The organism is Pseudomonas sp. NFACC41-3, from assembly GCF_900109505.1.
Lineage (GTDB): Bacteria > Pseudomonadota > Gammaproteobacteria > Pseudomonadales > Pseudomonadaceae > Aquipseudomonas > Aquipseudomonas chlororaphis.
Genome location: NZ_FOAE01000002.1, coordinates 264,015 through 278,601, shown reverse-complemented (window position 1 = coordinate 278,601; position 14,587 = coordinate 264,015). Strand labels below are relative to the sequence as shown.

The following is a 14,587-nucleotide window of genomic DNA, read 5'->3' as shown; positions in this document are numbered from 1 at the left end:
CATGGAGATTGTTTGCCGAATGCCTTTAAACTGCGCCCCATGATTAAAGATCCCTTTGCAAGACTCGGCCTGGACCGCGAAGTCCTGACCGTCAGCCAGCTCAACGGCCGTGCGCGGGTGTTGCTGGAAGACGTGTTCAGCAACATCTGGGTCGAAGGCGAAATTTCCAACCTCGCCCGCCCGGCGTCCGGCCATGTGTATTTCACCCTCAAGGACAGCGGTGCCCAGGTGCGCTGCGCGCTGTTTCGGCAAAATGCCGCGCGGGTGCGCCAGGCGCTGAAGGACGGCCTGGCGGTCAAGGTACGCGGCAAGGTCTCGCTGTTCGAAGGCCGCGGCGACTACCAGCTGATCCTCGATACGGTCGAACCGGCCGGCGACGGCGCCCTGCGCCTGGCCTTCGATGCGCTGAAGGAAAAGCTCAGCGCCGAAGGCCTGTTCAGCAGCGAACGCAAAGTGCCGCTGCCTGCCCATCCGCAGCGCATCGGCATTATCAGTTCGCCGACCGGGGCGGTGATTCGCGACATCATCAGCGTGTTCCGGCGCCGCGCGCCACAGGTGGCCCTGACCCTGATCCCTACTGCCGTACAAGGCCGCGAGGCGACCGCGCAGATCGTCCGCGCCCTGAAAATGGCCGATGCCCGTGGCTTCGATGCGCTGATCCTGGCCCGTGGCGGCGGCTCCCTGGAAGACCTTTGGTGCTTCAACGAAGAAGCCGTGGCCCGGGCGGTGGATGCCTGTGTCACGCCGATCGTCAGCGCCGTGGGTCATGAAACCGACGTATCGATCAGCGACTTCGTCGCCGACGTGCGCGCACCAACGCCTTCGGCGGCGGCCGAACTGCTCGCGCCGGACGCCAGCGACCTGCAACACCGCGTCGAAAGCCTGCATCGGCGCCTGGTGATGCGCATGCGCGACCGGCTGCTGCGTGATCGTCTGCGCCTGGAGGGCATGGCCCGGCGCCTGCGTCACCCAGGTGAGCGCCTGCGCCAGCAAGCGCAGCGCCTGGACGACCTGGACATGCGCATGCGCCGGGCGTTCGAGCGCAGCCTCAATACCCGCCGCGAGCGCCTGATCCGCCTGGAAACCCGGCTCGCCGGCCAACACCCCGGGCGTCAACTGGCGCTGCTGCGGCAACGCCTCGACAGCCTGGCCGAACGCCTGCCACGGGCCATGCGCGAAGGTCTGAAATCCCGTCGCCTACAACTGCAAAGCCAGATGCAGACCCTGCATGTGGTCAGCCCGCTGGCCACCCTGGGCCGTGGCTACAGCATCCTGCTGGACGAACGCGGCCAGGCCATTCGCAGCGCCGCACAGACCCAGCCGGGCCAGCGCCTCAAAGCCCGGCTCGGCGAAGGCGAACTGCAGGTCCGGGTCGAGGACAATCACCTGACGCCTGTCACCCTTTCTTTACTGGATTGATCCATGCCGCGTTTTCTGAGCTCCCTGCTGTTGCTGTGCCTGACCTTCAACGCCCACGCCGATAGCTACATCACGCGCCTGCTGAACAAACCGGTACCCGGCGGCGTGGCGGTGATCGACCTGGGCAGCGCCGCCCAGGCGCCCAAGGCCAGCTACCAGGGAAAACCGCTGCTGGTGGTCAAGGAACAGAACAACTGGCTGGCGATTGTCGGCATCCCCCTGACCGTCAAGCCCGGCACCCAGCAGATCAGTGCTGGCGGTCGCAACCTGAACTTCAGTGTGGGCAGCAAGAAGTACCCGGAACAGCACATCACGCTGAAGAACAAACGCCAGGTCAACCCCGATCCGGCCGACCTCAAGCGCATCGACGCCGAGTTGGCCGAGCAGGTCCGCGCCTACCGCAGTTTCAGCCCTAACGCCCCGAGCAACCTGCTGCTGGACAAGCCGGTGAGCGGCCCGCTGTCGAGCAAGTTCGGCGTCCGCCGCTTCTTCAACGGTGAGGAGCGCAATCCGCATGCCGGGCTGGACTTCGCGGTGCCCGCCGGCACGCCGATCAAGACGCCGGCGGCCGGCAAGGTGATCCTGATCGGCAATTACTTTTTCAACGGCAATACCGTATTCGTCGACCACGGCCAGGGCTTTATCAGCATGTTCTGCCATATGTCGAAGATCGACGTGAAGGTCGGCCAGCAACTGGCCCGCGGCGGAGTGGTCGGGAAAGTCGGCTCCACCGGGCGCGCCACCGGGCCGCACATGCACTGGAACGTCAGCCTGAACGATGCCCGGGTCGATCCGGCGATCTTTATCGGGGCCTTCCAGCCCTGAGCCGTGGCTCCCGCAGGGATTGCGCAGGTTCAAAACTCTGCGCAATAAGATCGAGCCAGCCATAAGCTCGACAGAATAAAATCTCGCAAAAAACCATTTTTAAGAGATTTATCTCAATTTTTTTCGACTGCTTGCCATCTTTCACCCCAGTGGTTAGGGTTGAGGGCATGAAAACCTCTCACACCCTCATTCAGCGCCGTCAACACCGAAGCCTCTGCCTCGTCAGCGCACGACTGCCAGGTTGAGTCGCGGTACCTCGTCCCCTGCTTCAAACAACACACCCATTGATTCACCGGCAGGCCGCCTCTTTTCGGCCCGGACAATAAGGATTTCCCCATGAGCATGCTCAAAGACCCTTCCTCGAAGTACCGCGCGTTCCCGACCATCAACTTGCCGGACCGCACCTGGCCGTCGAAGACCATCACCCGCGCGCCGATCTGGTGCAGCTCCGACCTGCGTGATGGCAACCAGTCGTTGATCGAGCCAATGGATGCGGTGAAGAAGCTGCGCTTCTGGAAAACCCTGGTCGCCGTCGGCGTGAAAGAAATCGAGGCCTCCTTTCCGGCCGCTTCGCAGACCGACTTCGACTTCGTGCGCACCCTGATCGAAGGCGGCCACATCCCGGACGACACCACCATCCAGGTGCTGACCCAGGCCCGTGAAGACCTGATCGCCCGCACTTTCGAATCGTTGCGCGGGGCGAAGAAAGCCATCGTCCACCTGTACAACGCCACCAGCCCGTCGTTCCGCCGCATTGTCTTCAACCAGGACAAGGAAGGCGTGAAAGAGATCGCGGTGAATGCCGCCAAGCTGTTCGTCAAATACGCTGCCCAGCAGCCGGAAACCCAATGGCAGTTCGAATACTCGCCAGAGACCTTCAGCGCCACTGAGCTGGAGTTCGCCAAGGAAGTCTGCGATGCGGTGATCGAGGTCTGGAACCCGACGCCAGCCAACAAGGTGATCCTCAACCTGCCGGCCACCGTCGAAGTCGCCACGCCGAACATCTATGCCGACCAGATCGAATGGTTCGGCCGCCACATCAACCGTCGTGACAGCGTGATCATCAGCCTGCACACCCACAACGACCGTGGTACCGGCGTAGCCGCCACCGAGCTGGGCTTGATGGCCGGTGCCGACCGCGTCGAAGGCTGCCTGTTCGGCAACGGCGAACGCACCGGCAACGTCGACCTGGTCACCGTAGCCCTGAACCTCTACACCCAGGGCATCGATCCGGAACTGGATTTCTCCGATATCGACGGCGTGCGCAAAGTGGTCGAAGAGTGCAACCAGATCCCGGTTCACCCGCGTCATCCGTATGTCGGCGACCTGGTTCACACCGCCTTCTCCGGCTCGCACCAGGATGCTATCCGCAAGGGCTTCGCCCAGCAGAAATCCGATGCGCTGTGGGAAGTACCGTACTTGCCGATCGACCCGGCCGACATCGGCCGCAGCTACGAGGCGGTGATTCGCGTCAACAGCCAGTCGGGCAAAGGCGGTATCGCCTACCTGTTGGAGCAGGAATACGGCATCAGCTTGCCGCGCCGCATGCAGATCGAGTTCAGCCAGGTGGTACAGCGTGAAACCGATCGCCTGGGCCTGGAGATGACCGCCCAGCAGATCCACGCGCTGCTCCACAGCGAATACTTGCAGGCCAACACCCCGTACGCGCTGGTCAGCCATCGCCTGCAGGAAGAAAACGGTCACAGCGCCGTGGAAGTGGAAGTGTCCGGCAAGGGCCAGGGCGAGACCAACCTGCACTGGCGCGGCAAGGGCAATGGCGCCCTGGAAGCCCTGGTGGCCGGCTTGCCGGTTCCGGTGGAAATCATGGACTACAACGAGCACGCCATCGGCGCGGGCACCAACGCCAAGGCCGCGGCCTATATCGAACTGCGCGTGAACGGCGAACGCGCGGTGCACGGTGTGGGTATCGATGAAAACATCACCACCGCCAGCTTCAAGGCCCTGTTCAGCGCGCTGAACCGCTCCCTGAGCCAGCTGGACGCCAAAGCCGCCTGACGGTTTTACGGCGACAAAAAAGCCCCGGATGATCCGGGGCTTTTTTTGCTGTGTATTTATTGCCCCGCTCAGGCGGTGGTATTGATCCGCGCCGTCAGCGCCTGGAGCAAGGCCGCCTGCAACACCTGCAGGTTGTTGGCGGTGATCGCGATCTGCGCCTGCACCTCCAAGGCCTGTTGTGCCTTCTGCTCCTCGCTCGCCTGGCCCTTCTGCACCCCGGACAATTGCGACTGCTGCTCGGACAGGGTCTTTTCCGTCTGGTCGATCTGCTTCTGCAACTGCGCGACGATATCGGCGGTGGATGAGCTGAGGTCGGCCTTGGCGCCGTATTCCCGCATGTCGACACTCACCGAGTCGCTGTCATCGACAGCGCTCTTGTCCTGCACCTCGAGCGGGCTGGCCTGCTGCTCGGCGATGTTGAGCTTTTGCGGCGCGGCCCCCAGCGGGAATGGATTGATGCTCGCGGCACCGATAGTGGTCATGACAAATCTCCCTGAAAATCCTCTTACCCCTTAACGGCCCACCCCGACAGATCTTTAAGCCTGGGTGAACTCGAAGGTATCCGCATCGAGGTAGGCTGGAAAGCGCGCGCGGTAGGCCGCCAGGTCCGCGGCATTCAGGCAGACCTGGAATACCCCGTCGGCCTCCCCCGCACTGAGCAGGGTCTCGCCCTGGAAATCCAGCACCTGGCTATCCCCGGTGTAGGCAAACCCCTTGCCGTCGGTACCAACCCGATTGACCGCAGCCACATAACACAGGTTTTCGATGGCCCTGGCCGGCAACAAACGGTTCCAGTGCTGGCGCCGCGCCCCCGGCCAGTTGGCCGTGTACAGCAGCAAGTCGGTATCCTGGGCATCGCGGCTCCATACCGGAAAACGCAGGTCGTAGCAGATCAGAGGCCTGACCCGCCAACCCTTGAGTTCGAACTGCACCTGGCGCTCGCCCGGCGTGTAGTGATCGTGCTCGCCCGCCATGCGAAACAAATGGCGTTTATCGTAATGCCAGACCTCGCCGTCAGGGCGAGCCCACAACAGGCGGTTGCGGTGGCTGCCGTCGGCGGCCTGGATAATCACGCTGCCAGTGATGACCGCATCGAGCCTGGCGGCCTGGCTGCGCAGCCACTTGCTGGTCGGGCCGTTTTCCGCCTCGGCGAGGGCTTCGGACTCCATGGAGAATCCGGTGGTGAACATTTCCGGCAGGATAATCAGGTCGGCGCCCCGGGCCTGTTCGAGCAACAGCTCGAAGTGCTCGAGATTGGCCTGGCGGTCGTGCCAGACCAGGGAGGTCTGGATCAGCGCCACATTCAGATTGGGCAAAGCACTCAGATCACGCATAGCTTCTCCGCTGCCTGACGCAGCGTCTCCTCACGCTTGGCAAAGCATAGCCTCACCAGACGCTGTCCTTGCGGTGGCTCCTGGTAGAACACCGACACCGGAATGGTCGCGACACCGTGCTCGCGGGTCATCCAGATCGCCATCTCGACGTCATTCAGGTCCGGGCGGATCTGCGAGTAGTCCACCAGTTGGAAGTAAGTACCGGCCACCCGGGTAAAGCTGAATCGCGAAGGTGCCAGCAGGTCGCAGAACAGATCACGCTTGGCCTGATAGAAACCGGGTAGCTCTTCGACATGTTCCGGGTGTTCGGCCATGTAGTCCGCCAGAGCGTACTGCAAAGGGGTCACGCCGCAGAAGCTGACATATTGATGCACCTTGCGCAGCTCCGCGCTCAGGGCCGGTGGTGCGACCACGTAGCCGGTTTTCCAGCCGGTCACGTGATAGGTCTTGCCGAAGGAGCTGACCACGAATGCCCGCTGGTACAGCTCCTCATGGGCCAGCACGCTGGCGTGGGGGATGCCGTCGAACACCAGGTGCTCGTACACCTCGTCGCTGACCAGGTAGATATCCCGATCGCGAATCAGCGCAGCCAGCTGGTCCAGTTCCGCATGGCTGATCAGCGCACCGCTGGGGTTGTGTGGAGCATTGAGAATGATCATCCGCGTACGCGGGCTCAGGGCCTCGCCAAGCTTCTGCCAATCGATGGCGAAATCGTTCAGGCCAAGCTGTACATGCACGCAGCGGCCGCCGGCCAGCTCTACCGAAGGCTCATAGCTGTCGTAGCAAGGATCGAAGACGATCACTTCGTCACCGGCCTGGATCACCGCCTGGATGGCGCAGAAGATCGCCTGGGTGGCCCCCGGAGTGATGGTTACCTCGGTATCGGCATTCACCTGCACGCCATAACTGCGGGCGATCTTGGCCGCCACTTGCTGGCGCAAGGCCGGCAGGCCGGTCATCGGTGCATATTGGTTGTGGCCGCTGGCGATATGCCGGGCAACCGCATCGCGCAGGGCCTGCGGGCCATCGAAATCGGGAAAACCCTGGGACAGGTTCAGCGCGCCGGTTTCCACGGCGAGCTGCGACATTTGCGTGAAGATGGTGGTGCCGACATTCGGCAGCTTACTGGTGATCATGGGTGATTCCCTGCTGAACACCCGGCTCTACGGCGGCTCGGGGGAGGTCCCGAGAATAGCCCAAACCACAGGCATGAAAAAGGGCGCCAAAGGCGCCCTTTTTCCAAGGCAGATCCTGTAGGAAGTAGCTTACCGGCGAAGCGTTGAACCAGGTCCAGGGCTTCGCCGGCAAGCCGGTTCCCGCAGCGAGTCTCAGCGCTTGTCCTTGCGCTTCTTCTCGGCCTTTTTGTGGTGTGTCATCAAACGACGCTTCTTGTTGACCTGACGGTCGGTGAGCGTGTTCTTGTTGCCTTCGTACGGGTTTTCACCGCCCTTGAATTCGATGCGGATCGGCGTACCGACCAGCTTCAGGACACGCCGGTAGGTGTTTTCCAGGTAGCGCACATAGGACTTCGGCACCTTCTCCACCTGGTTGCCGTGGATCACGATCAGCGGCGGGTTGGCGCCACCCAGGTGGGCATAACGCAGCTTGATGCGACGGTTGTTGACCATCGGTGGCGCGTGCTCGCTTACGGCGTCTTCGAGAATCTGCGTCAGGCGGCTGGTCGGCCAGCGGGTTACCGCGGACTTGAAAGAGTTCTGCACCGACTGGTAGAGATTGCCCACGCCAGTACCGTGCAACGCCGAGATGAAGTGGATGTCGGCGAAGTCGACGAAGAACAACCGGCGCTCCAGCTCGGTCTTCACATAGTCACGCTCGCGCGGATCCATGCCATCCCATTTGTTCAGGGCGATGACCAGGGCCCGGCCTGCTTCCAGGGCAAAGCCCAGCAGGTTCAGGTCGTGGTCCACCACGCCTTCGCGGGCGTCCATGACGAAGATCACCACGTTGGCGTCCTTGATCGCCTGCAGGGTCTTGACCACCGAGAACTTTTCAACTTCCTCGTGGATCTTGCCGCGCTTGCGCACACCGGCGGTGTCGATCAGCGTGTACTTCTCTTCGTTACGCTCGAAGGGAATGTAGATACTGTCGCGGGTAGTGCCCGGCTGGTCGTAGACGATGACCCGGTCTTCGCCGAGCATGCGGTTGACCAGGGTGGACTTGCCCACGTTCGGCCGGCCGATGATGGCGATCTTGATCCCGTCTTTTTCGCTCGGGCCCGGAATACGCTTGGCTTCCTCGCCTTCGGCTACGACTTCTTCCTCGCCCTCTTCCGGCTCGTCTGCGTCGTCTTTCGGGAACTCGCGCAGGGCGATTTCCAGCATCTGCGTGATACCGCGGCCATGAGCACCGGCGATCGGGATCGCGTCGCCCATGCCCAGCGGGGCGAACTCGGCACGCGCCATGTCAGGGTCGATATTGTCGACCTTGTTGGCGATCACGTAAGAGGTCTTGTTACGTTTGCGCAGGTGCTCGCCGATCATCTGGTCGGCCGCGGTGAAACCGGCCTTGGCATCTACCAGGAACAGGACGACATCGGCTTCTTCGATGGCCAGCAGCGACTGCTCGGCCATCTTTTCGTCCATGCCATGCTCGTCACCGGAGATACCGCCGGTGTCGATCAGAATGTAGGTACGCCCTTGCCACTTGGCCTCACCGTATTGGCGATCACGGGTCAGACCGGACAGGTCGCCGACAATGGCGTCGCGAGTCCGAGTCAGGCGGTTGAACAAGGTGGACTTGCCGACGTTCGGTCGGCCCACCAGGGCGATTACGGGAACCATGCGGCTCTCCACTGCGTTAATTCAGAAAATACAAAAGCCGCTGCGAGGCAGCGGCTGGTGCTCGGGGCAGCACATGACGTGCTGCGAACCTTGCCGGGGCAAGGCCGCTTGGGGATCAACCCCAAGCATAGTCAAACCATTACTTGATGGTCAGGGCTTCCAGTTTGCCGCTGTTGCCATACACATAAATCATGTTGCCCACTACCAGCGGACGCGCACGCAGACCATCGCTGTCGATACGCTCACGGCCGACGAAGCGACCATCAACCTGGCTCAGCAGGTGCAGGTAACCTTCCAGGTCACCGACCGCCACGTAGCTGGAGAAGACTTCCGGAGCCGACAGTTGACGGCGGGCCAGCGAGTCGTTGCTCCACAGCGCAGTGGTGGAACGCTCGTCGATGCTTTCGACTGTCCCGGAGGACAGGCTCACATAGACGCTGCCGAAACCTTGAGCGACACCCGCATAGCTGGAAGCATCGCGCTGCCAGAGCGGACGACCGCTTTCCAGGTCCAGCGCCGCTACGCGACCCTGGTAGCTGGCGACATACAGGGTGCCGCCGGACAACAGCAGGCCACCGTCGATGTCGACCACGCGATCCAGCTCGGAACGACCTTGCGGAATAGCCACGCGCTGTTCCCACACCGGCACGCCGTTACGGATATCCAGGGCCACCACTTTACCGGTCGACAGACCGGCAACCGCCAGGCGGTTGGTGGTGATTGGCGCACTGGTGCCGCGCAGGGTCAGTACCGCTGGGGTGCTGTCGTAGACCCACATCTGGTTGCCGGTGGCGGCATCGAGGCCGATCACACGGTCATCCTGGGTCTGGACCACCACCACATCGCCATTGGTGGACGGCGGAGCCAGTACTTCACTGGTCACCCGCGCGCGCCACTTCTCTTCGCCGCTCGAAGCATCCAGAGCGACCACTTCGCCCTTGAGGGTACCGATCATGACCAGGCCATAACCCACGCCAACGGCACCGGACACAGGCAACTCCAGGTCCTGTTTCCATTTGACGTCGCCGTTCATGCGATCCAGCGCCTCTACCACGCCAGTGACGTCGGCGGCGTAGATGGTGCTGCCGTCGATCGCCGGAACCAGCATGTTGTAGGTTTCGCCCTGGCCGTCACCGACCGAACGGCTCCACTGTTTCTGCAGGACCACTTCTTCTTTGAAGTCGACCAGTTCGGCAGGTGGCAATTCTTTCTTGCTGTTGCTGCTGCAACCCGCGGCCAGAACGGCCAGAGCCAGCAATGCTGCATGTTTCCAACGGATCACGTCACGCATCCCCTTTGGCCAGGTCGTCCAGCTTGATTTGTAGGCCACCGACCGCCGCTTCATCGGACAGCGCGGCCTTGGCTTTTTCATACGCAGCATGGGCTTCGTCGGTACGGCCCAATTGGACCAGCAGGTCGCCCTTGAGCTCTTCGCGAGTGGCCAGGAATGCCTTGTCGGCATCGCCTTCGAGCAGCTTCAGCGCTTCATCGGCCTTGTTCTGCGCGGCCAGGACCTGGGCCAGGCGCTGACGGGCGATTTCGCCCAGCGTCGGGTTGGCCGGCTTGTCGGCGATGGCTTTGAGCTCGGTCGCCGCGTCGTCCAGCTTGCCGGTGTCGACCGCCACCTTGGCGACGAACAGGCTGCCGTATTGCGCGTAGGCAGTACCGCCGAACTCACTGTTGAGCTTGCCGGCCAGGTCTGCCACACGTGCTGCATCCGGCTTGCCGTCAGGCGTCAGCGTGGTCTCCAGCAATTGCTGATAGAGCATCGAGGCGCCTTGCGATTGATTGTTCTGATACTTGTGCCAGGCCTGCCAGCCGAACACGATGACCAGCGCCAACAGGCCGCCGGTGACCAAGGGCTTGCCGTTGCGCTGCCACCAGTCCTTCAAATCCGCCAGCTGTTCATCTTCGGTACTCGACACCCCAATACTCCTTATTCGCTAAATCGGCTGTTTGACAGCTTCAACCCTGCACGACGCAGGTGGCCAGGTGTGCAGCGAGCGCATCCCAGGCAATGCTTTGTTGTTCGCCCTGGCCACGCAGGGGTTTGAAACCTACCACTTGCTGGGCCAGTTCGTCGTCACCGAGGATCAATGCGTACAACGCACCGCTCTTGTCGGCTTTCTTGAACTGGCTCTTGAAGCTACCGGCGCCGGCGTTGATCTGCAGGCGCAGGTTGGGCAACTGATCACGAACCCGTTCACTCAACGCCAGAGCAGCCAGTTCGGCGGCTTCCCCGAAGGCGCAGAGGTAAACGTCGACCTGGCGCGAGATCTCTTCCGGGATCTGCTCCAGGGTTTCCAGCAGCAGTACCAGACGCTCGATACCCATGGCGAAACCGACGCCCGGGGTAGGCTTGCCGCCCATCTGCTCGACCAGGCCGTCGTAGCGGCCGCCGGCACAGACGGTGCCCTGGGCGCCGAGCTTGTCGGTGACCCATTCGAAAACAGTCTTGCTGTAGTAATCCAGCCCGCGCACCAGCTTCGGGTTGATCACATAAGGGATACCGGCGGCATCCAGACGGGCCTTGAGGCCCTCGAAGTGCACGCGGGACTCTTCGTCCAGGTAGTCGGCCAGCTTCGGCGCGTCCACCAGTACGGCTTGAGTGTCCGGGTTCTTGGTGTCGAGCACGCGCAGCGGGTTGGTTTTCAGGCGGCGCTGGCTGTCTTCGTCGAGCTTGTCCATGCGTGCCGAGAGGAACGTCACCAGCGCATCGCGATAACGCGCACGGGCTTCGGCGGTTCCCAGGCTGTTCAGCTCGAGCTTGACCGCGTCACGGATACCCAGTTCGCCCCACAGGCGCCAGGTCAGCACGATCAGTTCGGCGTCGATGTCCGGACCGTCGAGGTTGAAGACTTCGCAACCGATCTGGTGGAACTGACGATAACGGCCTTTCTGCGGACGCTCGTGACGGAACATCGGTCCGATGTACCAGAGTTTCTGCACCTGGCCACCGCCAGTGATGCCATGCTCGAGCACAGCGCGCACGCACGCCGCGGTGCCTTCCGGACGCAGGGTCAGGGAGTCGCCGTTACGGTCGTCGAAGGTGTACATCTCTTTTTCGACGATGTCGGTCACTTCACCGATGGAGCGCTTGAACAGCTCGGTGAACTCGACGATCGGCATACGAATCTGCTTGTAACCGTAGTTATCCAGCAACCGCGCAACGGTGCCCTCGAAATAGCGCCACAGGGGCGTCTGCTCGGGCAGGATGTCGTTCATGCCACGAATGGCTTGCAGAGACTTGCTCACAAAAAATCCTTAATTCGTTCGATTAGCCGCGCGCGATCAGCGCTGCGTCGGCTTCGACCTTTTCGGCCGCTTTCTCGCGGATCAGTTTTTCCAGTTGATCCACAAGATTGTCATTCGTCAGTTTCTGCGACGGCTTGCCGTCGATGTAAATCAGGTTCGGCGTCCCGCCGGTCAGGCCGATGTGCGCCTCTTTGGCTTCACCCGGACCGTTGACCACACAACCGATGACCGCCACGTCCAGCGGTACCAGCAGATCCTCGAGACGCCCTTCCAGTTCGTTCATGGTCTTGACCACATCGAAATTCTGCCGCGAGCAGCTCGGGCAGGCGATGAAGTTGATGCCACGAGAACGCAGATGCAGGGACTTGAGAATGTCGTAGCCGACTTTCACTTCTTCGACCGGGTCGGCCGCCAACGAGATGCGAATAGTATCGCCAATCCCTTCGGCCAGCAGCATACCGAGGCCCACGGCGGATTTCACCGTGCCTGAACGCAAACCGCCGGCTTCGGTGATACCCAGGTGCAGCGGCTGGATGATTTCCTTGGCCAGCAGCCGATAGGCTTCGACGGCCATGAACACGTCGGAGGCTTTCACACTGACCTTGAAGTCCTTGAAGTTCAGACGCTCGAGGTGCTCGACGTGACGCAGGGCAGACTCCACCAATGCAGCCGGGGTCGGCTCGCCATATTTCTTCTGCAGGTCTTTTTCCAGGGAACCGGCGTTGACGCCGATACGGATCGGGATCCCGCGATCACGGGCCGCGTCCACCACCGCGCGCACGCGGTCTTCACGACCGATGTTGCCGGGGTTGATCCGCAGGCAATCGACGCCCAGTTCGGCCACGCGCAAGGCGATCTTGTAGTCGAAGTGGATGTCGGCAACCAGCGGCACCTTGACCTGCTGCTTGATACGGCCGAAAGCTTCGGCCGCGTCCATATCCGGTACGGAAACCCGCACGATATCGACACCGGCGGCTTCCAGACGGTTGATCTGGGCCACAGTGGCCGCCACATCGTTGGTGTCGCTGTTGGTCATGCTCTGCACGGCAATGGGGGCATCGCCACCCACGGGTACCGAGCCGACCCAGATCTTGCGGGACTCGCGACGTTTGATTGGAGATTCGCCGTGCATGACTTATTGACCTAACTTCAGGCGAGCAGTCTCGCCACTGGTGAACGGAGCCACATCGACTGCTTGTCCGTTGTAGCTGACCTGCGCACCACGGGCATAACCCAGGCGCACGGCAAATGGCGGCTTGCCGGAAACATCGGCGGTCTCGCCCTTGCGCTTCAGGCCACTCAACAGCACTTTGCCGCTGCCGTCGGTGATCTGGGTCCAGCAATCGGCTGTGAACTGGATCTGTACCTGACCCGCGCCGGCTACAGGCGCGGCGGCGGGCGCAGTTGGCGCTGCCGGGGTAGCCGGAATAGTCGCTGCTGCAACCACAGGCGCTACAGGGGCAGGCGCGGCCGGAGCGCTCGGCGCTGGTGCCGCCGGTGCCACGACCACTGGGGCAGGAGCAACCGGGGCTGCAGGTGCGGCAGCCGGGGCGCTTGGCGCAGGGGCTGTAGCATCAGCCTGGGCCTGGCCTGGAGCCGGGGTTTCAGGCAGGGCCAGGGCGGTTTCGCCCTCGGTCTGACCTTCCACGACCGCCTGGTCTTCCGGCTCATCGATCGGATGAATCTGCGTGGTGCCGTCGGCCCCTTCGACTTCGACGTGTTCCTGATTGAGGCCAACCAGCTCCTTGGTGCGCACGGACGTTTGATCCTGCCACCAGATAAAGCCACCACCGATCACCGCGATCAGCAGCAACAGGCTGACGATGCGCAAAATGGTGTGGGAAACCCGTACTGGCTCTTCGATACGGCCGAGGCTGTGCACATTGCTGCCCTGGGAATCGGTGCCCGTGTATTGGTCGAAGGCCTGGACCAGAACGGCCTGGTCCATCCCCAGCAACTTGGCATAGGCACGGATATAACCGCGGGCGAAGGTATGCCCCGGCAGTTTGTCGAAAGCGCCGGCTTCCAGATTGCTCAACGAGTTTGCGGTCAGATTGAGCTTGAGGGCCACTTCAGCCAGCGACCAACCATTGCTTTCGCGGGCCTGACGCAGGGTCTCACCGGGGTTGACGCGAGTCGCTGCTAGAACTTCGGGATGCGCCGCTTTCATCATTGCTCCGACAGGTATTGCTGATATTCCGGCGTACCGGGATAGAGTCGTTTTAATTGCAGGCCGTAACTGGCGGCCTTGTCGCGATCTTCAAACACCGTTGCCAGCCGAACGCCGAGCAATAGACTACGTGCATTTTGCTCGCTCAGCAGGCTAAAACGATCGTAATAGTCGCGTGCGGGCACATAATGCCTGTCTTCGAAGGACAACTCAGCCATTTCCAGCAATGCGCGAGGCTGCTGGCGGTTCAGGCGCAGGGCTTTTTCCAGGTGTTGCCGGGCAAGGTCACGCTCACCCAGCATCGCGGCGGTCATGCCAAGATTCTCGAACACTCGGGATCGCTCGGGGTACAGGGTATCAGCAGCCGCCTGTTCAAAGCGCTGATAAGCATCTTTGTAACGTTTTTCTTCAAAGAGAAAACTGCCGTAGTTGTTCAGGATACGGGCATCGGAGGGACGAGCAGCCAGGGCCTTGCGGTAATGCTGGTCAGCCAGCTCAGGTTCCATTTCGGCCTGGAACACCAAGGCCAGGGCGGCATTGGCGTCAGCATCGGACTCGTCCAGCTCCAGGGCCTTTTTCAGCGGTACTTTCGCCCGCTCGGTCATGCCTTGCTGCAGATACCCCAGGCCCAGCTGAACATAGGCCTCACGCGCCTCGTCCCGCCCCTTGCTTGTCTTCATCGGGTTGAAATCCCCCGAAAGAACACAGCCAGCCGACAGGCTGACAAAAAGCAGAAGCAGCGCGACGCGCAAGGTCATGGAGATCCT

At 61.9% G+C, this 14,587-nt stretch carries 13 protein-coding genes; 3 read left to right on the top strand and 10 right to left on the bottom strand.

Going from position 1 to position 14,587, the window contains the following annotated elements:
* Window positions 1–39 precede the first annotated feature (39 nt).
* The 3 genes from xseA to leuA all read left to right on the top strand — a co-directional run bounded on the left by xseA (window position 40) and on the right by leuA (window position 4,260).
* Window positions 40–1,419, top strand: coding sequence for an exodeoxyribonuclease VII large subunit (gene xseA, locus BMY68_RS10650; protein WP_085532247.1), 1,380 nt, complete (start codon window positions 40–42; stop codon window positions 1,417–1,419).
* A gap of 3 nt (window positions 1,420–1,422) precedes the next feature.
* The gene (locus BMY68_RS10645; protein WP_085532249.1) at window positions 1,423–2,244 is read left to right on the top strand and encodes a peptidoglycan DD-metalloendopeptidase family protein; all 822 of its coding nucleotides are present in this window, start codon (window positions 1,423–1,425) and stop codon (window positions 2,242–2,244) included.
* 336 nt (window positions 2,245–2,580) lie between these two features.
* Window positions 2,581–4,260 carry a 2-isopropylmalate synthase gene (gene leuA / locus BMY68_RS10635; protein ID WP_007929549.1) on the top strand — a complete coding sequence of 560 codons (1,680 nt, stop codon included), beginning with the start codon at window positions 2,581–2,583 and terminating at the stop codon, window positions 4,258–4,260.
* A 68-nt stretch (window positions 4,261–4,328) separates the two neighbouring features.
* On the opposite strand, the gene BMY68_RS10630 is transcribed toward leuA, so the two are convergent.
* The 10 genes from BMY68_RS10630 to pilW all read right to left on the bottom strand — a co-directional run bounded on the left by BMY68_RS10630 (window position 4,329) and on the right by pilW (window position 14,578).
* Complete coding sequence (locus tag BMY68_RS10630; RefSeq protein WP_085532251.1) at window positions 4,329–4,742, bottom strand: hypothetical protein; 414 nt, start codon at window positions 4,740–4,742, stop codon at window positions 4,329–4,331.
* 54 nt (window positions 4,743–4,796) lie between these two features.
* Window positions 4,797–5,594, bottom strand: coding sequence for an amidohydrolase (locus BMY68_RS10625; RefSeq protein WP_085532253.1), 798 nt, complete (start codon window positions 5,592–5,594; stop codon window positions 4,797–4,799).
* On the bottom strand, window positions 5,582–6,730 hold the full coding sequence (locus BMY68_RS10620; RefSeq protein ID WP_085532255.1) for a pyridoxal phosphate-dependent aminotransferase: 1,149 nt from the start codon (window positions 6,728–6,730) through the stop codon (window positions 5,582–5,584). The genes BMY68_RS10625 and BMY68_RS10620 overlap by 13 nt, the downstream gene beginning before the upstream one ends.
* A 192-nt stretch (window positions 6,731–6,922) precedes the next feature.
* Entirely contained in the window at window positions 6,923–8,395 is a 1,473-nt protein-coding gene (der, locus tag BMY68_RS10615; protein ID WP_007929542.1) for a ribosome biogenesis GTPase Der, read from the bottom strand.
* 139 nt (window positions 8,396–8,534) lie between these two features.
* Complete coding sequence (gene bamB / locus BMY68_RS10610) at window positions 8,535–9,686, bottom strand: outer membrane protein assembly factor BamB (protein WP_009045434.1); 1,152 nt, start codon at window positions 9,684–9,686, stop codon at window positions 8,535–8,537.
* Window positions 9,679–10,320, bottom strand: a complete 642-nt coding sequence (locus BMY68_RS10605) for a tetratricopeptide repeat protein (protein WP_007929540.1) — start codon at window positions 10,318–10,320, stop codon at window positions 9,679–9,681. Before BMY68_RS10605 ends, bamB begins: the two co-directional genes overlap by 8 nt.
* A 40-nt stretch (window positions 10,321–10,360) precedes the next feature.
* On the bottom strand, window positions 10,361–11,650 hold the full coding sequence (hisS, locus tag BMY68_RS10600) for a histidine--tRNA ligase (RefSeq protein WP_009045435.1): 1,290 nt from the start codon (window positions 11,648–11,650) through the stop codon (window positions 10,361–10,363).
* 22 nt (window positions 11,651–11,672) lie between these two features.
* Window positions 11,673–12,782, bottom strand: coding sequence for a flavodoxin-dependent (E)-4-hydroxy-3-methylbut-2-enyl-diphosphate synthase (ispG, locus tag BMY68_RS10595; RefSeq protein ID WP_007929536.1), 1,110 nt, complete (start codon window positions 12,780–12,782; stop codon window positions 11,673–11,675).
* Between the two features lie 3 nt (window positions 12,783–12,785).
* Window positions 12,786–13,820, bottom strand: a complete 1,035-nt coding sequence (locus BMY68_RS10590) for a RodZ domain-containing protein (protein WP_085532257.1) — start codon at window positions 13,818–13,820, stop codon at window positions 12,786–12,788.
* Window positions 13,820–14,578, bottom strand: coding sequence for a type IV pilus biogenesis/stability protein PilW (pilW, locus tag BMY68_RS10585; protein WP_053262508.1), 759 nt, complete (start codon window positions 14,576–14,578; stop codon window positions 13,820–13,822). Before pilW ends, BMY68_RS10590 begins: the two co-directional genes overlap by 1 nt.
* Window positions 14,579–14,587: the final 9 nt, after the last annotated feature.

What these genes read in the sequence shown, in the direction of transcription:
- xseA (WP_085532247.1), top strand. Translation starts at nt 40, where the DNA reads ATGATTAAAGATCCCTTTGCAAGACTCGGCCTGGACCGCGAAGTCCTG.
- BMY68_RS10645 (WP_085532249.1), top strand. Translation starts at nt 1,423, where the DNA reads ATGCCGCGTTTTCTGAGCTCCCTGCTGTTGCTGTGCCTGACCTTCAAC.
- leuA (WP_007929549.1), top strand. Translation starts at nt 2,581, where the DNA reads ATGAGCATGCTCAAAGACCCTTCCTCGAAGTACCGCGCGTTCCCGACC.
- BMY68_RS10630 (WP_085532251.1), bottom strand. Translation starts at nt 4,742, where the DNA reads ATGACCACTATCGGTGCCGCGAGCATCAATCCATTCCCGCTGGGGGCC.
- BMY68_RS10625 (WP_085532253.1), bottom strand. Translation starts at nt 5,594, where the DNA reads ATGCGTGATCTGAGTGCTTTGCCCAATCTGAATGTGGCGCTGATCCAG.
- BMY68_RS10620 (WP_085532255.1), bottom strand. Translation starts at nt 6,730, where the DNA reads ATGATCACCAGTAAGCTGCCGAATGTCGGCACCACCATCTTCACGCAA.
- der (WP_007929542.1), bottom strand. Translation starts at nt 8,395, where the DNA reads ATGGTTCCCGTAATCGCCCTGGTGGGCCGACCGAACGTCGGCAAGTCC.
- bamB (WP_009045434.1), bottom strand. Translation starts at nt 9,686, where the DNA reads ATGCGTGACGTGATCCGTTGGAAACATGCAGCATTGCTGGCTCTGGCC.
- ispG (WP_007929536.1), bottom strand. Translation starts at nt 12,782, where the DNA reads ATGCACGGCGAATCTCCAATCAAACGTCGCGAGTCCCGCAAGATCTGG.
- BMY68_RS10590 (WP_085532257.1), bottom strand. Translation starts at nt 13,820, where the DNA reads ATGAAAGCGGCGCATCCCGAAGTTCTAGCAGCGACTCGCGTCAACCCC.
- pilW (WP_053262508.1), bottom strand. Translation starts at nt 14,578, where the DNA reads ATGACCTTGCGCGTCGCGCTGCTTCTGCTTTTTGTCAGCCTGTCGGCT.